Annotated in this window: 20 protein-coding genes; 19 read left to right on the top strand and 1 reads right to left on the bottom strand. The window is 60.4% G+C overall.

Features of this window, described 5'->3' with window-relative positions:
* Positions 1-85: 85 nt before the first annotated feature.
* The 19 genes from GXN74_RS10480 (at position 86) to GXN74_RS10390 (ending at position 21604) form a co-directional block, all read left to right on the top strand.
* Complete coding sequence (locus GXN74_RS10480) at positions 86-286, top strand: cold-shock protein (protein WP_162370888.1); 201 nt, start codon at positions 86-88, stop codon at positions 284-286.
* A gap of 162 nt (positions 287-448) precedes the next feature.
* Positions 449-1876, top strand: coding sequence for a tRNA (N6-isopentenyl adenosine(37)-C2)-methylthiotransferase MiaB (gene miaB / locus GXN74_RS10475; RefSeq protein ID WP_162370887.1), 1428 nt, complete (start codon positions 449-451; stop codon positions 1874-1876).
* 8 nt (positions 1877-1884) lie between these two features.
* Entirely contained in the window at positions 1885-4491 is a 2607-nt protein-coding gene (mutS, locus tag GXN74_RS10470; protein ID WP_246208679.1) for a DNA mismatch repair protein MutS, read from the top strand.
* A gap of 36 nt (positions 4492-4527) precedes the next feature.
* Positions 4528-6330, top strand: coding sequence for a DNA mismatch repair endonuclease MutL (mutL, locus tag GXN74_RS10465; protein ID WP_162370886.1), 1803 nt, complete (start codon positions 4528-4530; stop codon positions 6328-6330).
* A 19-nt stretch (positions 6331-6349) separates the two neighbouring features.
* Positions 6350-7318, top strand: coding sequence for a tRNA (adenosine(37)-N6)-dimethylallyltransferase MiaA (gene miaA, locus GXN74_RS10460; RefSeq protein ID WP_162370885.1), 969 nt, complete (start codon positions 6350-6352; stop codon positions 7316-7318).
* A 19-nt stretch (positions 7319-7337) separates the two neighbouring features.
* Positions 7338-7577: an RNA chaperone Hfq gene (hfq, locus tag GXN74_RS10455; protein ID WP_162370884.1), complete on the top strand. Its 240-nt coding sequence runs from the start codon at positions 7338-7340 to the stop codon at positions 7575-7577.
* 1 nt (position 7578) lies between these two features.
* Positions 7579-8880 carry a methionine gamma-lyase family protein gene (locus tag GXN74_RS10450; protein ID WP_162370883.1) on the top strand — a complete coding sequence of 434 codons (1302 nt, stop codon included), beginning with the start codon at positions 7579-7581 and terminating at the stop codon, positions 8878-8880.
* Positions 8881-8936: 56 nt separating this feature from the next.
* The gene (gene alaS / locus GXN74_RS10445; RefSeq protein WP_162370882.1) at positions 8937-11579 is read left to right on the top strand and encodes an alanine--tRNA ligase; all 2643 of its coding nucleotides are present in this window, start codon (positions 8937-8939) and stop codon (positions 11577-11579) included.
* A 5-nt stretch (positions 11580-11584) separates the two neighbouring features.
* Positions 11585-12763 (top strand): CapA family protein, encoded by a 1179-nt coding sequence (locus GXN74_RS10440; protein ID WP_162370881.1) that lies wholly within the window; start codon positions 11585-11587, stop codon positions 12761-12763.
* Positions 12764-12899: 136 nt separating this feature from the next.
* Positions 12900-13073: a 30S ribosomal protein S21 gene (gene rpsU, locus GXN74_RS10435; RefSeq protein ID WP_162370906.1), complete on the top strand. Its 174-nt coding sequence runs from the start codon at positions 12900-12902 to the stop codon at positions 13071-13073.
* A 22-nt stretch (positions 13074-13095) separates the two neighbouring features.
* Positions 13096-13539, top strand: coding sequence for a GatB/YqeY domain-containing protein (locus GXN74_RS10430; protein ID WP_162370880.1), 444 nt, complete (start codon positions 13096-13098; stop codon positions 13537-13539).
* Positions 13540-13630: 91 nt separating this feature from the next.
* Entirely contained in the window at positions 13631-14125 is a 495-nt protein-coding gene (gene ybeY / locus GXN74_RS10425) for an rRNA maturation RNase YbeY (RefSeq protein WP_162370879.1), read from the top strand.
* 27 nt (positions 14126-14152) lie between these two features.
* Positions 14153-14551 (top strand): cytidine deaminase, encoded by a 399-nt coding sequence (locus GXN74_RS10420; protein WP_162370905.1) that lies wholly within the window; start codon positions 14153-14155, stop codon positions 14549-14551.
* A 7-nt stretch (positions 14552-14558) separates the two neighbouring features.
* Complete coding sequence (locus tag GXN74_RS10415) at positions 14559-16187, top strand: putative polysaccharide biosynthesis protein (RefSeq protein ID WP_162370878.1); 1629 nt, start codon at positions 14559-14561, stop codon at positions 16185-16187.
* 16 nt (positions 16188-16203) lie between these two features.
* Positions 16204-17427, top strand: a complete 1224-nt coding sequence (locus GXN74_RS10410; protein WP_162370877.1) for a BaiN/RdsA family NAD(P)/FAD-dependent oxidoreductase — start codon at positions 16204-16206, stop codon at positions 17425-17427.
* A gap of 22 nt (positions 17428-17449) precedes the next feature.
* Positions 17450-19117: an NAD(P)/FAD-dependent oxidoreductase gene (locus tag GXN74_RS10405; protein WP_246208678.1), complete on the top strand. Its 1668-nt coding sequence runs from the start codon at positions 17450-17452 to the stop codon at positions 19115-19117.
* Positions 19104-20117: a DUF4349 domain-containing protein gene (locus GXN74_RS10400; RefSeq protein ID WP_162370876.1), complete on the top strand. Its 1014-nt coding sequence runs from the start codon at positions 19104-19106 to the stop codon at positions 20115-20117. Before GXN74_RS10405 ends, GXN74_RS10400 begins: the two co-directional genes overlap by 14 nt.
* A gap of 108 nt (positions 20118-20225) precedes the next feature.
* Positions 20226-21032, top strand: a complete 807-nt coding sequence (gene proB, locus GXN74_RS10395; RefSeq protein ID WP_162370875.1) for a glutamate 5-kinase — start codon at positions 20226-20228, stop codon at positions 21030-21032.
* Between the two features lie 8 nt (positions 21033-21040).
* On the top strand, positions 21041-21604 hold the full coding sequence (locus tag GXN74_RS10390) for a 5-formyltetrahydrofolate cyclo-ligase (RefSeq protein ID WP_162370874.1): 564 nt from the start codon (positions 21041-21043) through the stop codon (positions 21602-21604).
* A gap of 22 nt (positions 21605-21626) precedes the next feature.
* On the opposite strand, the gene GXN74_RS10385 is transcribed toward GXN74_RS10390, so the two are convergent.
* Positions 21627-22019 (bottom strand): DUF1292 domain-containing protein, encoded by a 393-nt coding sequence (locus GXN74_RS10385; RefSeq protein WP_162370873.1) that lies wholly within the window; start codon positions 22017-22019, stop codon positions 21627-21629.
* Positions 22020-22264 lie beyond the last annotated feature (245 nt).

Raw genomic sequence — 22264 nt, 5'->3', positions numbered from 1 at the left:
AAATAAAGCTTTTTATTTTGACGACGGTGTGCTATAATACAAAAGAAGTTTGAAACAATCACAGATATACACGGAGGAACATCAGATGAAAACAGGTACAGTGAAATGGTTTAACGGCGAAAAAGGATTTGGATTTATTTCTGTAGAAGGTGGAGATGACGTATTCGTACATTTCTCTGCAATCCAGGGAGACGGGTTCAAGACCCTTGAAGAAGGACAACAAGTTGAGTTCGACGTAGAGCAGGGTGCAAGAGGACCTCAGGCTACCAACGTTGTAAAACTTTAATCCACGCCTATTTCTTTAATATTTTATTCGTCAGCCAGTTGGACGCGTGAATGTTCACTGTACAACACTTGATATAAAAATGTTATAGAAAAGCAAACCACGAAAGCAAGAGAATCTTCTCTTGCTTTTTTGTTGAATGCAAAAGCAGGAAGGAGGCAATCGATGACAAGGATTGCGCGCAGGGAAGCCAGCCAGGAAGAGGCGGCAAGGCAAAAGGAGATCATCGGCCGTTTGGGCAAACGGCTGGAGGGACAGGAATTGACCTACCATCTGTCCACCTTCGGCTGCCAAATGAATTTTCATGACTCGGAAAAATTGCGGGGAATCCTGGAGGAGATCGGCTACCGGGAGTCTGCGGACGAGACCAAGGCGGATTTCGTCCTTTACAACACATGCGCGGTACGGGAGAACGCGGAGCAGAAGGTGTTCGGCAAGATCGGCTTCCTAAAGAATGTGAAAAGGAGCCGTCCCCACATGCTGCTTGCGCTTTGCGGATGCATGATGCAGCAGGAGGGGGTGGTGCAGACCCTGAAGCGGAGCCACCGCCATATCGACCTGGTCTTTGGGACCCACAACCTGTACAGGCTGGCGGAACTGCTGGAGGCTAGGATGGACAGCGACAGCCCCATCTACGACATCTGGGATTCCCACCAGGAGATCGTGGAGGACCTGCCCACCCGCCGTACGGACCGGCACAAGGCCAGCGTGAACATCATGTACGGCTGCAACAATTTCTGCACCTATTGCATCGTTCCCTATGTCCGGGGCAGGGAACGGAGCCGGAATCCTGAGGAGATCCTGGAGGAGATCAGGCATCTGGCGGCAGACGGCGTCGTGGAAGTGATGCTGCTGGGCCAAAATGTGAATTCTTACGGACGGGGGCTTCCTGGACACACCAATTTTGCCCGTTTGCTGGAGGAAATCGAAAAGGTGGAGGGCATCAGGAGGATCCGGTTCATGACCTCCCATCCCAAGGACCTTTCGGAGGACCTGATCCGGGTCCTGGGGGCTTCCTCCAAGATTTGCCCCCAGCTGCACCTTCCTTTCCAGTCCGGGAGCAGCCGCATCCTGGAGAGGATGAACCGGGGGTATACGAAGGAGTCCTACCTGGAGCTGATCCGGAAGATGAAGGCGGCGGTGCCGGAGCTGGCCCTGACCACGGACATCATCGTCGGTTTTCCCGGAGAGACGGAAGAGGATTTCCTGCACACCCTGGATGTGGTGGACCAGGTGGGCTACGACCTGGCCTACACCTTCCTCTACTCCAAGCGCACGGGCACGCCTGCTGCCTCCATGGGGGAGCAGGTGGAGGAGGAGGTGGCGAAGGAACGGTTCAACCGGCTCCTTGCCCTGTGCAACCGCCAGGCATACGATAAAAGCGCCGCCCACGTGGGCAAGGTGTTCGAGGTCCTGGTGGAGGCGGTCAACGACAGGGAGAACGGGATCCTTTCCGGGAGGCTTGCCAACAACCATCTGGTCCATTTCAGCGGAGCTCCTGCCGAAGGGTTTTTGGACCGGGCCGTGGGCACTTTCCTCCAGGTGAAGGTCACGGGAGCGAAATCATTTTATCTGACGGGAGAGGCGATCTAGTGGATTGGATGAATCAGACCCAACGGCTCACCCCCATGATGCTCCAGTACAGGGAAGTGAAGGAGCGCTACCGGGATTGCATCCTCTTTTACCGGTTGGGGGATTTCTACGAGATGTTCTTCGAGGATGCCCTCCAGGCCTCCAGGGCCCTGGAAATCACCTTGACCGGCCGGGAGTGCGGGTTGGAGGAGAAGGCCCCCATGTGCGGGGTGCCCCACCATGCGGCCGAGACCTACATCCAGCGCCTGGTGGACCAGGGGATGAAGGTGGCCATCTGCGAACAGGTGGAGGACCCCAAGAGTTCCAAGGGGATCGTGCGTCGGGACGTTGTCCGGGTGGTGACCCCCGGGACGGTACTGAACACCGGGGCCATCCCTCCGGACCGGAACAATTACCTGATGGCTGTGGTGCGCAGGATCAACACCTATGGCATCGCCTATGTGGACATCACCACAGGGGCATTCCATACCACCGTGGTCCATACCTACAGCCGCATGCTGGACGAGCTTGCCAAGGTGGATCCTGCGGAGCTGCTGGCCAACCCGGCGCTGCAGGAGGACCTGGGATTCAGGGAACACCTGGCCAACCGGTTCCACACCCATGTCACCACCCAGGAGGACTGGTATTTCGAAAGGAAACGGTCGGAAGAAGCCATCCGCACCCATTTCCAGGTGTCCCGCCTGGAGGGGCTCCTTCCCTTGGAGCATCCCGAAGCGGTCCAGGCCTGCGGCGCGCTGTTCAATTACTTGCAGGAAACCCAAAAGGGCAACTTGGTCCACATCACCAACCTGCAGTATTACCAGGCGGACCGGTACATGCTGCTGGACGCCTCCACCCGGCGGAACCTGGAACTCACCCAGACCCTTCGGGAGAAGAACCGGCGGGGATCCCTGCTTTGGGTTCTGGACAAGACCAGGACCGCCATGGGGTCCAGGATGCTGCGGAGCTTCCTGGAGGAACCCCTGCTGCAGGAGGAAGCGCTGCTCCGGCGCCAGGATGCAGTCCAGGAATTCCTGGAGAATCCCATGGCTCAGGCGGAGGTGCAGGAGGCGATCGGAGGCATCTACGACCTGGAACGCCTGATGGGCAAGGTCGCCTGCCATACGGCCAATGCCCGGGACCTTCTGGCCTTCAAGCAATCCCTGAGCAAGCTGCCGGCGCTCCAGGCCCGGCTGGCGGGCTTTTCTTCCGCCCTCTGCAGGGAAACCGCGGAGGGCTTCGACTGTCTCCAGGACCTGCATGACCTGCTGGAGAGGGCCATCGCGGAGGAGCCGCCTTTGGGCATCCGGGACGGAGGCATCCTCCGGAGCGGCTATGACAGCCAGGTGGACGCCTACAGGGAGGCCATGACCAACGGAAAGCAGTGGCTTGCCGCCCTGGAAGCCCAGGAGCGCAAGGAAACGGGCATCAAGACCTTGAAGGTCAAGTACAACAAGGTGTTCGGCTACCATCTGGAGGTCAGCAGCGCCCAATCCTCCCACGTGCCCGACCGTTACATCCGGAAACAGACCCTGGCCAATGCGGAACGGTATGTGACCCCCGCTCTGAAGGAGATGGAATCCACCATCCTGGGGGCGGAGGAGAAGCTCATGGCCCTGGAGTACGCCCTTTTCCTGGAGATACGGGAAACGCTGTCCCGGGAGGTGGAGAGGATCAAGCGCACCGCCAGGGACATCGCCCTGGTGGACGCGCTCCAGTCCCTGGGGGAGGTGGCCAGGACACAGAAGTTCGTGCGGCCAACCCTGAACCGGGAAGGGGTCGTGCGGATCCAAGGGGGAAGGCATCCCGTCATCGAGAAGATGCTGGGCGACGGGGCCTTCATCCAGAACGACACGTATCTGGACAAGGGGGACCATCGGTTCAACATCATCACAGGTCCCAACATGGCAGGCAAATCCACCTACATGCGCCAGGTGGCCCTGATCGTGCTTATGGCCCAGACGGGGAGTTTCGTTCCCGCCCAGAGCGCGGACCTGTGCCTTGTGGACAGGATCTTCACCCGGGTGGGGGCTTCCGACGACCTGGCCTCCGGCCAGAGCACCTTCATGGTGGAAATGACGGAAGTGGCCCAGATCCTAAGGAACGCCACCAAGGACAGCCTGGTCCTGCTGGACGAGATCGGAAGGGGAACCAGCACCTTTGACGGCCTGAGCATCGCCTGGGCCGTGGTGGAATACCTTTCCCACGGTGAAATCGGCGGCGCCAAGACCCTCTTCGCCACCCACTACCATGAACTTACGGAACTGGAGGGGAAGGTCGAGGGGGTCCAGAACTACCGGATTTCGGTCAAGGAAAAGGGGGACGACATCATCTTCCTCCGGAAGATCCTACCGGGAAGTGCGGACAAGTCCTATGGGATCCAAGTGGCCAAGCTTGCGGGGGTGCCCCCCTGGGTCATCAAACGTTCCAAGGAAATCCTCAAGGAACTGTCCAAAGCGGACATCGCCGTCCGTTCCGGTGCGGAAGCGAAGGGGCAAGGGGTGCAGCTGGACCTGTTCACTCCACCCTCCCCCCAGGAGAACCTCCTGGAGGAAGTCCGGTCCCTGGACCTTGCGAGGACGACCCCGCTGGAGGCCCTGCTGTTCCTGCACAGGCTGCAGGAGGACTTGAAATAGGAATGAATACAGACCAAAGGAAAGGTTGAGCCATCCATGGGAAAAATCCATCTTTTGGAACAGAGCACCATCAACAAGATAGCTGCCGGAGAGGTGGTGGAGAGGCCGGCTTCCATCGTGAAGGAACTGGTGGAGAATTCCATCGATGCGGGGGCGGCGGACATCGCAGTGGAAATCCGGGAGGGAGGGACCTCCCTGATCCGGGTGACGGACAATGGGGAAGGGATCCCTTCCGGGGAAGTTCCCTCCGCCTTCCTGCGCCATGCCACCAGCAAGATCAGCCGGATTGAAGACCTGGAGGAAGCCCTGTCCCTGGGATTCAGGGGGGAGGCCCTGGCCAGCATCGCCGCCGTATCCATTCTGGAAATCATCACAAAAACCCCGGAGGCACTGACAGGGGTTCGCTATGGACTGGAGGGGGGGGCGGAACGTTTCCGGGAGGAAATCGGCTGTCCCGCTGGCACCACCCTCCTGGTCGGCGACCTTTTCTTCAACGTGCCCGCGCGGAAGAAGTTCCTGAAATCCCCTGCCACGGAGGCGTCCTACGTGTCCGACGCGGTGACCCGCCTGGCCTTGGCCCATCCCGGGGTCGGCTTCAAGTTCATCAACAACGGGCAGACCCGTTTCCAGACCCCCGGCAACGGGAAGCTGCAGGATGCGGTTTTCGCCGTTTTCGGGAAGGACACCGCCTCCAAGCTGCTGCCGGTCCGGGGGGAAAAGGAGGGGATGCGGATCACGGGTTTCGTGGGCAAACCGGAAACCGCCAGGGGGAACCGGAGCTACGAGTATTATCACGTGAACGGCCGTTCCGTCCGTAGCAAGGTGGTCCAGCGGGCCTTGGAGGACGCCTTCAAGACCAAGCTCCCCCTCCACAAATACCCTTTTTCGGTTTTCCAGCTGGAGCTGGACCCCGGCCGGGTGGACGTGAACGTCCATCCCACCAAAATGGAGGTGCGCTTCAAGGACGACCATGCCGTCTATACCCTGGTCCACCAGAGCGTGTCCACGGCCCTGCTGGGCGCTTCCCTGACACCGGAGCTTTCGGCGCCCACCCCGTTGCCGGCAGCCGTCCGGGAGCGGACGCCCGAACCTTTCGAGACGGTCCGCCGGGAGGAGGTGGAGAATCTCCTCCAGCGGGTGGAGGAAAGGATGGGGATTTCCATGCCGTCGGATTCCGCGCCGCCTGGGGAGACCTCCGGGGAATCCTTCGGACCCCGGCAGGAAATCCTGGAGGACGCCGGCGTCCAGGCGCGGGAGCAGCTGGCGGACGCGGTGCTGGTGGGACAGCTCTTCGGCACCTATTGGCTGGCATCCCAGGGGGACCGTTTCTACATCATCGACCAGCATGCGGCCCACGAACGGGTGCTGTACGACCGGCTGCTGGCAGAGGTGGAGCGTGGCCAGGTCCACTCCCAGGTCCTGCTGGAACCCCTTGTGGTAGAGCTGCACCTGGGGGAGCTGGAGGTATACAAGCGCCATGCGGAACACTTCAAGACTTTGGGCTTCGAGGTGGAGCAGTTCGGAAGCGGGTCCGTCCTGGTGCGCTCCGTCCCCTATGTCTTCTCCAGCCCCATGGGTTCCGGCGGATTCCTGGAGATTTTGGACGGCCTGGAGGCTGACGCCCCGCCGGACCGGCACCAAAGGCTGCTGGAGGAGGTGGCGGGCAAAGCCTGCAAGGCTGCGGTGAAGGCCCACGACAAACTGTCCCGGGCGGAATATGCGAAGCTGGTGGAGGACCTTTTTTCCCTGGAGAACCCCTACACCTGTCCCCACGGCAGGCCCACCATGATTTCCATGAGCCAGTACGAGCTGGAGAAGAAATTCAAACGCATCCAATAGAGAACCGAAGGAGAATCCGATGAAAAAGCCATTGATCATCATCGCCGGCCCTACAGCCTCCGGAAAAACCGGGCTTGCCCTGGAATTGGCCAAAAGGCTGGACGGGGAGGTGGTGTCCGCCGACTCCATGCAGGTCTACCGCGGTATGGACATCGGGACGGCAAAGATAAGTCCGGCTGGGATGGAGGGAATCCCCCACCACCTGATCGACATCTGCAGTCCCGGGGACCCGTTCAACATCCGGATCTTCCAGGAGGAGGCCAAGAAGGCGCTGGCTTCCTGCTGGGAGAGGGGCAAGGTGCCCCTCCTGACGGGAGGCACCGGCTTCTACATACAGAGCGTCCTCTATGACATCGACTTTGAAACAGTTGACAAAAGAGAGGAAATAAGGCAGTATTATGAAGATGTCCTCGCCCGGGAAGGGGCGGTCCATCTCCACAGGCTTCTGGAGGAGGTGGACCCCGAAGGCGCCCAGGCCATCCACCCCAACAACGTGAAGCGGGTGGTCCGCGCCCTGGAGTACCATGCGGAGACGGGAACGCCCATTTCCGCCCACAACAAGGCCCAGCGGGCGAAGGCCTCGCCCTACAACTTCCTGTTCTACGTGCTGACCATGGACCGGCAGCGCTTGTACGGACGGATCGACCGGCGGGTGGACCGCATGTTCGAGGAGGGGCTGGTGGCGGAGGTCCGGGGGCTGGCTGCGGAAGGGTACGGAGCCGGTCTGCCATCCATGCAGGGACTGGGCTACAAGGAGGTCCTGCGGGCCTTGGAGGGGAAGTGCAGCCTGGAAGAGGCCAAGACCCTCATCCAGCGGGACACAAGGCACTTCGCCAAGCGCCAGCTCACCTGGTTCAGAAGGGAGCCGGAGGTGGACTGGATCCGCTGGGAGGATTATGGAGACGACATACAGAGGATTTTGGACAAGATTTTAAAAGATGTTGAAGAAAAGCAACTTTTATACTACAATGAAACCATACACGACTAAAATTAGGGGGCATTCCATCATGAGCAAACCGATCAATCTGCAAGACGTTTTTTTGAACCAATGCCGCAAGGACAAGATCACCATCGTCGTATTCCTGACCAACGGGTTCCAGTTGAAGGGACAGATCCGGGGATTCGACAATTTCGTTGTGGTCATGGAAGCCGATGGAAAGCAACAAATGATCTACAAGCATGCCATCTCCACCATGATTCCCGCCAGGGAAGTCCAGCTGATGCCGACTGAAGAAACGGTTTCCTAGAATGCTGGCACAACGTTACAGGGCATTGGGCATCTCCGACGAGGTGCGCCGTTTCGTCTTCCAGGTGGAGGACGGACTGGCGGCGCGCTTCAGGGAGATGGACGCCATCGCCGAATCAAACCAATTGAAGGTGCTCCATGCCATGCAGGAAAACCGGGTGAGCGACATCCATTTCGCAGCCACCAGCGGTTACGGCTACAACGACCTGGGCAGGGACACTTTGGAAAAAGTGTATGCTTCCGTATTCCATACGGAAGCTGCTTTAGTTCGCCCGCAAATCATCTCCGGGACCCATGCCCTGACGGTGACCCTGTCCGGCATCCTGCGTCCGGGGGATGAGATCCTGTCCCCTGCGGGAAAGCTCTACGACACCCTGGAGGGCGTCATCGGGCTTACAGGCAACAAGGGCAGCCTGATGGAATACGGCATCACCTACAGGCAGGTGGACTGGATGGAGAACGGAACCATGGATTTCGAGGGAATCAAGGAAGCCATCCGGGGGAACACCAAAATACTGGCCATCCAGCGTTCCAAAGGGTACGACTGGCGGCCCACCATGAACATCCCCCAGATCAAGACGCTGATCGCCTTCGCCAAGGCCATCAAGCCGGACCTGGTGTGCATGGTGGACAACTGCTACGGGGAATTCACCCAGAACCTGGAGCCTTCGGATGTGGGAGCGGACCTTGTGGTCGGCTCCCTGATCAAGAATCCGGGGGGTGGGTTGGCACCCGTGGGCGGTTATGTGGCTGGAAGGGAAGACCTGATCGAACTGGTGGCCGCGCGCCTGACCGCCCCCGGCCTGGGCCGGGAAGTGGGGCCCACCCTGGGGGTCATCCAGCCCATGTTCCAGGGATTGTTCCTGGCCCCCAACGTGGTTTCCGGAGCCGTCAAAGGCGCTATTTTTGCGGCCGCCGTCTTCGAGCGGCTGGGGTATGAAGTGACCCCCTCCTCCAGGGAGGAGAGGAACGACATCGTCCAGGCCTTGAACATGGGGTCGGAGGCTGCGGTTGTGGCCTTCTGCAAGGGGATACAGGCGGCCGCTCCGGTGGACAGCTTCGTGGATCCCGTTCCCTGGGACATGCCGGGATACGACGCCAAGGTCATCATGGCCGCCGGTGCCTTCGTCCAGGGGTCTTCCATCGAATTGAGCGCGGACGCGCCCATCAAGCCTCCCTATACGGTCTATTTCCAGGGGGGGCTGACCTGGTACCATTCCAAATTCGGGGTGGTCCGGGCGCTGCAGGCTTTGGTGGACGCGGGAATCGTGTCCAAAGAGCAGCTGACGGCAAAGCAGCAATAAGAAGGGGTCAAGGGCCGGTCGGCACCTGCCCGTGGAGAATACAGGAGGAATGCGGTTTGAAAAGCTATGGAGTGAACGAACTTAGAGACATGTACTTGAAATTTTTCGAAGGCAAGGGCCATTTGCGGGCCAACAGCTTTCCATTGGTTCCAAAGAACGACAAAAGCCTTCTGCTGGTCAACTCCGGCATGGCGCCCCTGAAGCCCTATTTCACAGGCCAGGAAGTCCCCCCCAGCAAACGGATGACCACCTGCCAGAAATGCATCCGCACCGGGGACATCGAAAACGTGGGGAAGACGGCCAGACACGGCACCTTCTTCGAGATGCTGGGCAATTTCTCCTTCGGGGATTATTTCAAGAAGGAAGCCATCGCCTGGGCCTGGGAGTTCTTCACGGAGGTCCTCCAGGTGCCCAAAGAGCGCCTGTACGTCTCCGTCTATGAGGAAGACGATGAGGCGGAGCAAATATGGCACCAGCAGGAAAAGGTGCCCATGGACCGCATCGTGCGCATGGGCAAGGCGGACAACTTCTGGGAGCACGGCGCAGGTCCCTGCGGCCCCTGTTCCGAAATCTACTTCGACCGGGGGCCGAAATACGGCTGCGACAGCCCGGACTGCTTTGTAGGTTGCGATTGCGACCGCTTCGTGGAGGTCTGGAACCTCGTGTTCACCCAGTTTGAAAAGACGGAGGACGGCAGGTACGTGCCATTGGACAACCCCAACATCGATACGGGCATGGGCCTGGAACGCCTTGCGGTGATGATGCAGGATGTGGATTCCATTTTTGACGTGGATACCATCCGTACCCTCCGGGATGCGGTCTGCGCCAAGGCGGGAGTGGCCTACCACCAGGATCCGAAGACGGACATCTCCATCCGGCTGATCACCGACCATATACGTTCCGTGACCTTCATGACCAGCGACGGGATCCTGCCCTCCAACGAAGGCAGGGGCTATGTGCTCCGCCGGCTGCTCCGCAGGGCCGCCCGGCACGGAAGGCTCATCGGCATCAAGGACAATTTCATCGCCTCCCTGTCCCAGGTGGTGATCCAGACCTCCAAAGACGGATACCCGGAACTGGAGGAGAAGAGGGACTACATCCTGAAGGTCCTGACCATGGAGGAGGACCGCTTCTCCGAGACCATAGACCAGGGGCTGTCGATCCTGAAAAGTCATATCGAGGAGCAGAAGGCTGCAGGCGCGGGCCTGCTCACCGGAAGCCAGGCGTTCAAGCTGTACGACACCTTCGGGTTCCCCACGGACCTTACCGTGGAGATTGCGGAGGAGAGCGGACTGACAGTGGACATGGAAGGGTTCCGCCAGGAAATGGAGGCCCAAAGGGTGCGGGCCAGGGAAGCCAGGGCGGAAAGCAATTACATGGGAAGCAAGGAGACGGTCTACAACCAGCTGGACGTGGGCATGCAGTCCGATTTCGTGGGCTACGCATCGGAACACCACCAGTCCCCCGTCCTTGCCCTCACTTCCGGAGAGGCCCTGGTGGACAGGGCCGTGGAAGGGGATACGGTGTCCGTGTTCGTCGCGGAAACCCCCTTCTACGCCACCAGTGGAGGCCAGCTGGCGGATACGGGAAGGATCGAAACGGCCAACGGCGCCGTGGTGGTGGAGGATGTCTACAAGGTAGTGGGCGGGAAGATCGCCCACCACGGCTATGTGGAGAGCGGCGAAATCCGCAAGGGAGACCTGGCGGAGCTGACCGTGGACCGGACCAGGCGCCATGCCACAGCCAAGAACCACAGCGCCACCCACCTGCTGCAGAAGGCATTGAAGAAGGTGCTGGGCAACCATGTGGAACAGGCAGGGTCCAGCGTGAATCCCGAACGCCTGCGTTTCGACTTCACCCACTTCGCCCCCCTGACGGAGGAGGAGCTGGCATTGGTGGAGACGGACGTGAACGAACAGATCATGGGGGACCTGGATGTGGACATCCGGGAAATGCCGGTGGACGAGGCCAAGAAGATGGGGGCCATGGCCCTGTTCGGGGAAAAGTACGGGGATACGGTCCGGGTTGTCCGGATGGGGGACTACAGCATCGAGCTTTGCGGCGGGACCCACATCCACAACACCTCGGAAATAGGGCTTTTCAAGATCGTTTCCGAGACCGGCGTGGCGGCGGGCGTGCGCCGGATCGAGGCCCTCACCTCCCATGGGGCCATCGACTATTACAAGGAACAGGAAGCCCTGGTGCGCCTCCTCGCCTCCCGGTTGAAGACGGAGCCGGCCCAGCTCCCCCGGAAGCTGGACGCCCTGCAGGAAGACCTGCGGCAGTTGCGCTCGGAGAATGAAAGCCTGAAATCCAAACTGGCCCAAGGGGCTGCCAGCGGACTTTTGGCGAACGTGAAGGCCGTGGGGGGGCTCCAGCTGCTGGCTGCCCAGGTGGACAACGTGGACAGCAACGGCCTGCGGGAACTGGGAGACCATTTCAAGCAGAAGCTCCAGGGGGGCGTGGTCGTGCTTGCCTCCGGAGGCAAGGATGCCGTCAGCCTGCTGGTCATGGCCTCTGACGAGGCGGTGAAGGCGGGCGCCCATGCCGGCAACATCGTCAAGGAAGCCGCCAAGATCGTGGGCGGCGGTGGCGGCGGCAGACCGCAGATGGCCCAGGCGGGGGGCAAGGATCCCGCCAGGATCGAAGAGGCCCTGCGCAAGGCGGAAGAGGTCCTGCTGGCGCAGATCCAGGGCTGACAAGGATGTTCCTGCCGCTGCTGGTCCTCTGCCTGGGGGTGCTGGCCGGTTGCGGCCAGGGAAACCGGGCCGTCATGCCGGAGGAGCCGTCCGTGCTCCGCATGGCGGCGGCGGGGGATGTGATGGTCCATCAGCGGCAGCTGGTCCAGGCCCATGACCCTGGGACCCGGAGCTTCGACTTCACGGACAGCCTGCTTCCCCTGGCGCCCCTGCTGGAAGGGTCGGACATCGCATGGGCGAATCTGGAGACGACCTTCGGGGCAGCCCTCCATCCGGGGAGCGCCCCCAGGGAAGGGTTCTTCCTGGGCTACGGGACCTATCCGCTCTTCAGCGCCCCGGACGCCCTGGGAGACGCCCTGGCCGCCTGCGGCTTCACCCATCTGTCCACCGCCAACAACCACAGTTTGGACCTGGGGGCGGAAGGGCTGCTGCGCACCACCCGGATCCTTCGGGAGAGGGGGATTGTCCCGGTGGGGACGGGAGACGCCACCGACCCCCCGGGACGGATGGTCCTGGTGGAGGAGGCCGGCTGGAAGGTCGGGCTTTTCGCCTATACCTACGGCACGAACCTGCCGCCGCCTCCGTGGAAGGCCTCCCTGGTGAACAGCCTCCAGGGACTGGAGCCGGATGCCGTGGGGGGGATGCTGGCGGCCGTGGGGGCCGCCAGGGAAGAGGTGGACCTGCTGGCGGTGTACCTGCATCTGGGAGAGGAACACATGCCCAGGGCGGACAGCGACACCCAGGAAAGACTGGCCAGGGCGTTGTCCCTGGCAGGGGCAGACCTGGTCCTCATGTCCCATGCCCATGTGGTGCAGCCCATGGAATGGATCCCGAAAGCCCCCGGTTCCAGAGGGCTGCCCAAGACACTTGCGGCCTATTCCCTGGGAAACCTCCTTTCCGGCCAGGAAGGGGGCGGGGAAATGGCGCGGAGGGACCTGGGGGTCCTGTTGCGGATGGATTTCCTCCGGGAGCCGGGGGGACGGGTCCGCATGGGACGGCTGGAAGCCGTGCCGGTGGCCGTGGTGGCCGGAGGGAAGGGGATCCGGACGGTCCCTGGGGAAACCCTCCGGGAGGAGAAGGACTTCGCCCGGCATCTGGACGGGGTCTACGGGACCCTGTTCGGAGGATGGACGGGGATGGAAATGGGCCGCACCCCTCTGGGGATGCGGGTGGAGAACCCATAATCCCGTGTTTTTTGAAAAAAACACAAAATAATATTGACGAAATCGATAAATGTGCTATAATCTTAACTAGTGCTAAAATTTTCTCCTATAGTTGTAGGTAGCACAAATTGCAACTGGAGGGAGGTTGGAATTGGCTATGTCAAACGTGGTTATTAAAGACAATGAGACCCTCGATAGTGCACTCAGAAGGTTCAAAAGAAGTTGCGCGAAAGCTGGAATCATGCAAGAGATCCGCAAAAGAGAGCATTACGAAAAACCTAGCGTTAAGCGTAAGAAGAAATCTGAAGCGGCCAGAAAGCGCAAGTTCTAATTCATGCAGAAGGATGATTTGAATGCTGTTGAAAGAGAAGCTTTTTCATGACCTGAAAGAGGCCATGAAGACCAAAGAAACTCTTAAGAAAAACACAATTCAATCTGTACGAACCGCAGTGCTTCAATTCGAGAAGGATAACCAAGTTGAACTCGCTGACGACGAGGTGCTTGGCATCATCGCCGGTCAAGTGAAGAAACGCAAGGCTGCATTGCCCGACTTTGAAAAAAGCGGCAGGCAGGAACTGGTCGAGGAACTCAATCAAGAGATTGCGATCCTCGAGCAGTATCTGCCGGAGCAGTTGAGCGAAGAAGCGCTTGTCGGATTGATCCAGAGCGTCATCGACGAAGTGGGAGCGACGTCAATGAAGGACATGGGTAAAGTCATGTCGGCATTGACCTCGAAGCTGCAGGGCCGTGCAGACAACAGAATTGCCAGCCAATTGGTGAAAAAGCTATTGGCATAGATATCAAGCTGTCGACGTCAGTCGATGGCTTTTTCTGTATCATGCGGCAAATGAGCATGCCGAACTTTTTTTGTGACCCAAGGAGGATGCCATGACATTGTTTATTGAAAACGAACTGGAGGAAGCGGTGCCGGAGGAAGTGCGCGCATGGATGGAGGCTTCGGTGCAGGCGGTCTGCGACTATGTGGAATGCCCTTACGACTACGAGGTGGGGATCACCGTCACCGACAACGCCGGAATCCGGGAGCTGAACCTGGAGCACCGGGGCAAGGATACCCCAACGGACGTGCTATCCTTTCCCATGACGGCCTATCCTGAGCCGGGAGACTTCGCCTTGCTGGAAGAGGATACGGAGGCCTTCAATCCGGACACCGGGGAACTGGTACTGGGGGACATGGTCCTTTCCCTGGAAAAGGCGAAGGAACAGGCAGAAGACTACGGCCACAGCCTGGAAAGGGAGGTCTCGTTCCTGGTGGTACACAGCATGCTGCACCTTTTCGGATACGACCATGAAGAGCCCCGCCAGGAAGAACGGATGCTCCAAGCGCAAAAAGAGGTCCTGGCACGGATGGGCGTTGGCCGCTAGGCCGGAAGGAGGTGCGCCATGGGTGCAATGACAGACGAGGAACTGATGGAGCAGGCCCGCAGGGCCATGGACCGGGCCTACGCCCCTTATTCCCGGTTCCGGGTAGGGGCCGCCATTTCCACCGCCTCCGGAAGGGTTTTCACCGGCTGCAACGTGGAGAACGCTTCCTTCGGAGCGACCAACTGCGCGGAGCGGACGGCCGTCTTCAAGGCCGTGTCGGAGGGGGAAAAAGGGATCCTTAAGGTCGCCATTGCGGGCTCCTCCGGGGAGCCGCTCTTTCCCTGCGGCATCTGCAGGCAGGTCCTGGCCGAGTTCATGGAACCCGACGGGACGGTCCTGGTGGATGGACCGGAGGGGATCCATGCCTACCGGCTAGGGGACCTGCTGCCGAACAGCTTTGACCGCTTTACGCCTGAAGAAGAATGAGGTTTCCATGGAACGGACAAAAAAACGCAACAGCCTGGTGATGCAGGGGGCCATCCTGGCCGCCGCATCCCTGATCGTGCGCCTGATCGGATTCGCTTACCGGATTCCCATGGTGCATCTTTTGAAGGACGAGGGGATGGGCTACTACAGCAATTCCTTCGACCTGTACACCTTTTTCCTCATCATCTCCTCCTATGGGCTGCCGGCGGCCATCTCCAAGATCGTATCCGCCCGGTACACACGCCACCAGTACAGGGAGGCCCATCTCATCTTCCGGGCGGGACTTGCCTTGAGCCTGCTCATCGGAACGGTCTCCTCGGTCCTGCTGTGGGCCAGCGCTTCCTGGACCGCCGACCGGATCGGGAGTCCCCTTTCCGTCCATGCCATCCGGGCCCTTGCGCCAGCCCTGCTCATTTTCGCCTTGATGGCGGTCTTTAGGGGGTATTTCCAAGGAATGAACACCATGATGCCCACCGCCCTGTCCCAAATCGTGGAGCAGGTGTTCAATGCGGTCTTCAGCCTGGTGCTGGCGGGCATCCTGGTCACGAAGGGGATGGAATACGGAGCCTCCGGAGGTACCATGGGTACCGGTGTGGGTGCCCTGGCCGGACTCCTCCTGCTGGGAGGCGTTTACGCCATGGCCAGGGGACGGATTCTGGGAAGGGTGGAGAAGGATACGGTTTCCGACAGGGGAAGGATGCTCTCCTACTGGAAGGTGATTCTGCTCACCGCAGTTCCCATGGTCATCGGAACGGTCACCTTCCACATGACCAACCTGGTGGACATGGTCATGTTCCAGAACGCCCTGCTGTTCCAGGGATACGACAACACCACCACGGTGACCATGTATGGGATCCTGAACGGCAAGTACAAGCTGATGGTCACCCTACCGGTCTCCATCGCGTCGGCCCTGGCCACGGCTTCCATCCCCAGCATCACCGCCTCGTTGGTCCGCGGGGACAAGGAGGACATCCGGAACAAGGTGGACCAGGCCATCAGGACCATCATGCTCTTCTCCATCCCGTCGGCGGTGGGGCTGTTTGTCCTGGCGAGACCCATCCTGCAAATGCTCTTCGGAACGGAGAACCTGGAGACGGCGGCTTCGCTTCTCCGGCTGGGTTCCGTTTCGGTGGTCTTTTTCGGCATCTCCACCATCTCCATCGGCATCCTCCAAGGCCTGAACCTGTTGCGGGTGCCGGTGGTCTCCTCGGCCAAATCCCTGGGGATCAAGGTGGCCTTCAACATCCTGCTCCTGTACGTGTTCGACATGAACCTCTACGGGGCGGTCATCACCAACATCATCTTCGCCCTGTCCTCCGCCTGGCTGAACCTGCGGGCCATCCACAGGCACCACCCCCTGGGGTTGAACCTGCAAAAATCCCTTATCCTGCCGGGGGCAAGCGCCCTGGGCATGGGAATTGTCTCCTGGCTGGCCTACCAGGGGCTGATGGGGTTGGGGGCAGGCAACACCTGGAGCACGCTGGCGGCCCTGCCGGTGGCTGGGCTGGTGTATGCCACACTTCTGCTGAAGACGAAGGTCTTCACCTACGAGGAGGTCCTGGAGCTTCCCAAAGGACACAAGCTGGCGCCCTTCCTGCGCAGGATCGGCCTGCTGGCTGCACCTGCGCGTTTGTAAGGAAAGGAGGCCGTGAATGGCTAGGGACAAGACGATCATCGTCGGGGGCGGGGCCTCGGGCATGATGGCGGCCATCATGGCCGCAAGGAACGGAGCCAAGACCACCCTGCTGGAACAGAAGGAAAAGCTGGGCAAGAAGGTCATGGCCACAGGAAACGGAAGATGCAACCTGAGCAACCGGCAGATGGATCCGTCCTTTTTCCACAGCGGGGGGCCCCTGCTTTTCCAGTCCGTCTACCGGCAGTTCGACCTGGAGGAAACCATCGGTTTTTTCCAGGGGCTGGGGGCGGTGGTCGTGGAACTGGGGGAAGGGAAACTGTATCCCCGTTCCCTCCAGGCGACCAGCATCGTGGAGCTGCTCACCAGGGAATTGGACCGCCTGAAGGTGGTCCGGGTGCTGGAGGAGACGGTGGAGAGGGTGGAGGCTGGAGAACGGTTCAAGGTCTTCGGCACCGGGGGGACCTACTATGGGAACAAACTGGTCCTTGCCACCGGCGGACTCTCCCATCCGAACCTAGGATCCACCGGCACCGGATACCGTCTGGCCAAGGAATTGGGGCATAGCCTGGTGGAACCTTTCCCCGCCATCGTCCAGCTGCGGACGGACTACCCCCACCTGAAGAGGCTTTCCGGCACCAAAACGGATTGCCTGGTCTGGACGGAGGATGGGGCAGGGAAGGTCCTCCGGAAGGAGTTCGGGGAGGTCCTCTTCACGGACTACGGAATCTCGGGACCTCCGGTGCTGCAGCTGGGCCGCATCGTGGCGGAGCGGCAGCGGCGGGGACTCTCCACCCCCGTCCGGTTGGACCTGTGCCCGGAATACGGGCCCGAGGCCTTGGACAGCCTTTTGGCGGACCGGTTCTCCCGGTTGGGCTACAAGACCTGCGGAGAGAGCCTGGTGGGGATGCTGCACCAGAAGCTGATCCTTCCCCTGCTGAAGTCCGCCGGACTGGATCCGGAGGGGAAGGCCTGCAACGTGGACAAGACGGCCCGGGAACGGCTGGGACAGGTGCTGAAGGGGCTCTCCATGGAGGCCGTCGGCACCATGGATTTCAACCATTCCCAGGTGACCGCCGGAGGGGTTTCCAGCAGGGAGGTGGACAGGGAGACACTGGAATCCCTCCTGGTCCCCGGGCTGCATTTTTGCGGGGAAATCCTGGACCTTGACGGAGACTGCGGCGGCTACAACCTGCAATGGGCCTGGAGCTCCGGAGCGGTTGTGGGACGCCGGATGTATTGAGCTGGAAGAAATGGGAGGAACTATGACGACGCTGTTGCTGGAACAAATCAAAATGCCCTTGGAGCATGGGGACAAGGACCTGGAGGAGGCCATCCGGAAGAAGCTGGGGCTGGCCTCCGGGGAAGCCGCCAGCTGGACCATCGCCAAAAAGGCGGTGGACGCCCGGAAGGCCGGACAGATCCTGATCGTATACAATATCCTGGTGGAACTGGAGGACAGCCTCCTCCAGGGAAGGCTGAAGAAGAGGCTGGAGCGGGGGGAACTGAAGGTGGCGCCTTGCAAGTCATACAGGCTGCCTCCCGCCGGCCGCTTCGAGTATCCGCCAGTGGTGGTGGGCGCCGGCCCGGCCGGCCTGTTCGCGGCCTACATCCTGGCCAGTTGCGGCGCCCGGCCCCTGGTCCTGGAGCGGGGGAAGCCGGTGGAGGAAAGGCACAAGGATGTGGAGGCCTTCTTCGGAGGGGGACCCCTCCAGCCGGAATCCAACATCCAGTTCGGGGAAGGGGGTGCGGGGACCTATTCCGACGGCAAGCTGAACACCGGCGTGAAGGACCCCTCCCTGCGCAAGGAAAAGGTCCTGGAGGTCCTTCTGGAGGCCGGGGCTCCCGAAGAGATCGGCACCATGGCCAAACCCCACATAGGCACGGACCGGCTGCTGGGGGTTGTGGCTTCCCTGCGGCAGAAAATCATCGGCCTGGGTGGAGAATTCCGTTTCCAGACCAAGGTGGAGGACGTCCTGTTGGAGGAGGGGCGGGTTTCCGGCGTCCTCCTGGGGGGAGGGGAAGAGGTCCGGACCAGGGCGGTGGTGCTTGCCATCGGGCACAGCGCCCGGGACACCTTCGCCGCCCTGGCTGCCCGGGGAATCCCCATGGAACGGAAAGCCTTTGCGGTGGGGCTTAGGATCGAACATCCCCAGGAGATGATCTCCAGAAGCCAGTACGGAAGCGATTTCGCCCACCCCCACCTCCCGGTGGCGGAGTACAAGCTTTCCCACCATGCGGCCAACGGCCGTGGGGTCTACACCTTCTGCATGTGCCCGGGGGGATTCGTGGTGAACAGCTCTTCGGAACCTGGGGGTGTGGTCTGCAACGGCATGAGCTATTTCAACCGTGGGGCACGTAACGCCAACAGTGCCCTTCTGGCCAGCGTCCATCCCGAGGATTTTCCCGGCACGGACGTGCTGGCGGGCGTGGCCTTCCAGCGGGAGTGGGAGCAGAAGGCTTTCCACCTGGGGGGCGGAAACCATTCCCTTCCCGTCCAACTCCTGGGGGACTTCCTGGAGGGGAAGGTCTCCGAAGGGTTCGGGGAAGTGCAGCCGAACACCAAGGGAAGGACCTCCTTCGCCGACCTGAACCGGTGCCTTCCGCCCTATGTGGCCGAAGCCCTGAAGGAAGCCCTGCCTGTCTTCGACCGGAAGATCCGTGGCTTCGCCCGGAAGGATGCGGTGCTGACGGGGGTGGAAACCAGGAGCAGCTCTCCGGTCCGGATCCTCCGGGGGGAGAACTGCGAAAGCCCGGTGCGGGGACTCTTCCCTTGCGGGGAAGGGGCCGGTTATGCCGGGGGCATCATGTCCGCCGCCATGGATGGGATCAAGGTGGCGGAATCCGTCCTGGCGGGAACTTATTCTGCCCTTCCGTCGTCCAAGGGATATGGATTAAAAGAAAGGGAGGATGGTTGTGATGAAAAGGAGTAGAGGGAACAGGAAAAGGACGGGCCGGATGCTGCTGGTCCTGCTGCTGACGGGGATTGTGCTGGCCAGCGCCTGCGGAAGCAGGAAGGAATCTCCGGCGATGGACACGGGCAGCTCTACGGGCGGAGCCGCACCGGCGGAAGGCTACTACAACGAGTCGGTTTCGGACGGCGAGTTCGGGAGAGGCGAAACCTCCAAGGAGGAAACGGGCCAGGCACAGGGAACGGACATCGCCCAGCTGCCTTCCGACCGGAAGATGATCGAGAACGTGAGCATCCAGCTGGAAACCACCACCTTCCTGGAGACGGAAGGGCAGATGATGGCGCTGGTGGGCGCCTACCAGGGATATGTGGAATGGTCCAACGTGGACGGCATCGGAATCCTGCAGCAAGGGAACCGCTACCAGAGCCGGAGGGGCAGCTACACCATCCGGATTCCTGTGACGGGATTCTCCACCTTCGTGGAGGAGCTCAAATCCCTGGGCAACACGATCAACACCAGCGTGAACCGGCAGGACGTGACCACCCAGGTGGTGGACCTGGAGGCCCGCCTGAAGAGCCTGCAGATGCAGGAGGAAAGGCTCCTGGCCATCCTGGCGGAAGCGGACGAGCTCCAGTACGTGCTTGAGCTGGAACGGGAACTGGCGGATGTGCGCTACAGGATAGAAACGAACACCGCCGAGCTGCGGAACCTGGAGAACAGGGTGCGTTTCGGCACCGTGCAGCTGCAGCTGATTGAGGTGATCCGGCCTACGGAAATCCAGCAGACGCCGGTCACGGTCTGGGAGCGGATCTCCACCGGCTTCCTCAATGCGGCCAAGGATGTGGGCACCTTCTTTGTGGACCTGTTCGTCTTCCTTGTGGTCAACATCCCCTACCTGGTGATCCTGGCCTTCCTGGCGCTGGTAGCCGTTCCGGTCTCCAAGCTCTACAGGAGATGGAGGGGCCGGCATTCCCTTGCGCATCCCCCTGTGGAGGGACCGGACCGGGAGAAAAAGGAATGACCGCTCCGCTTGCATCCGGAGAAAAAATAAGGTAAAATCATAGTGCAGAACTTATGGAAAGGGAAGCCCTGGCGACAGGAGCTTCCTTTTCAAGATTGGAGCGGGAATATGCGAGACAGAAGGTATCTTCAAGGGAAGACAAGGATCGTGGTGAAGATCGGATCTTCCTCCCTGACCCATGCGAACACAGGCAAGATCAGCCTGTCCAAACTGGAGCGTTTCGTCCGTCAGGTTGCGGACCTTAAGAACAGCGGCAAGGAAGTCATCGTCGTGACTTCCGGTGCGGTTGCGGTGGGGCTGAGCGCCCTGAACCTGGAGAAGAAGCCCATGGAACTGGAAGGGAAACAGGCTGTCGCGGCGGTGGGACAGGCCTCCCTGATGATGTTGTACCAGAAACTCTTCCGGGAGTACAACCACGTGGCCGGCCAGCTGCTGATCACCAAGGACATCGTGGAAAACGCCAAGCGCAAGCAGAACGTAGTGAACACCTTCAAATCCCTGCTGGCCTACGGGGCCATCCCCGTGGTGAACGAAAACGACACGGTGGCCACGGAGGAGATCGAATTCGGGGACAACGACACCCTGTCCGCCATCGTCGCGACCCTCGTGGAAGCGGACCTGCTGATCCTGCTTTCCGACATCGACGGACTGTACGACAAGAACCCCAACCTCCACGAGGACGCGCGGATCATCTCCCATGTGGACGCCATCGACGAGCGGGTGGAGCATATGGCATCCGGATCCAATTCCAGCGTAGGGACGGGAGGGATGATCACCAAGATCCTGGCCGCCAAGATCGCCAACGAGTCCGGCATCGACATGGTCATCTCCCATGCGGACACGGACCATGTGCTGAGCCGGATTGTCCATGGGGAAGACCTGGGTACCCTGTTCAAGGCCCCGGTCCTCCAGTGAGGCCTCCCTTGGGGAAAAGGGAGTTGCGGAGGGAGGTCCTTGGGATCCGGAAAGGCATGGGTGCCAGCCGACTCCAGGAGGAAAGCGGCCTTCTGGTCCGCAGGATCCTTGCGGAAGTCTGCTACCAAAGCGCCGGTAGGATCCTTGTCTACCGTTCCATGCCTGGGGAGGTACAGACCGACCTGCTGATCCGCACCGCCCTGGCGGACGGGAAGGAAGTCTGCTGCCCCCGGGTCCTGGACAAGCAGCGGATGGAATTTTATGCAATCGAAGGGCTGGAGGGCTTCGTCCGGTCCCCCTTCGGGGTGCTGGAACCTGCTGGGGAGGGGGAACCTGCCGTCCCGGACCGGAACACCCTGGTGGTGGTGCCGGGACTGGCCTTCGACCCCCGGGGAAACCGCCTGGGCTACGGCGGCGGCTATTACGACCGCTATCTGCAGGCCCACCCCCACAGGCTGGCTTGGATCGCCCTGGCCTATGACTTCCAGCTCTTCCCCGAAATCCCGGCGGAACCCTTCGACATCCCCATGGATGTTGTCCTTACGCCAAAAAAGAGGATCCAACCCGGTTGAAGGGTGGATCCTCTTTTTTGAATTATACTTCTTCGTCCTCTTCGTATTCTTCGTCGCCCTCTTCCTCGATCAGGCTGAGGAAGGTGGAGGAGACCAGCTCGAATTCGGCGTCGCTTTCAATGTTCTCCAGATTGGGGGTCGACTCTTCCTCGGAGTACCTGTAGAGGAGCACGTTGTCGGAATTGTCCGGCAGGAGGGCGATGTAGCTCTGTTCCTCCACATCGAAGATGCCCAGGACGGAACATTCCTCCGTGGTGTCGTCGTCCAGCGTCAAGCTGATCTTCTGGTAAGGATGGTCATGGTCGTGTCCGCAACCGCAACCCTCGTCGGAGCAGCCTGCGTCGCCGCAATCGCAACCCTCGTCCGTGCAATCGTCGTCGCCGCAACCGCAACCATGGATTTTATCTTCAGCCATATCCTATTCTCCTTTGAATTTATTTCGGCCGGGGCCCAATAGGGACCAGGCCGGATAGGGTTATTATAACATGTGGGCTGGAAATGTCAAACAACCATTTGTGTCCACGGTTAAAATATCTGATTCACATATGATAATGTCCTATTGTAACGCAAATGATTATGTCCCACTTCCGGTCATGGTGTACAATGAACCTCATGCGACAAAATACAATACATCGAGGTGGCCGCTATCAGAAAGGTAGA

The organism is Anaerotalea alkaliphila (genome assembly GCF_010179735.1).
Lineage (GTDB): Bacteria > Bacillota > Clostridia > Lachnospirales > Vallitaleaceae > Anaerotalea > Anaerotalea alkaliphila.
The sequence above is the reverse complement of the archived record's forward strand: the minus strand, read 5'-3'. Positions and strand labels throughout refer to the sequence as shown.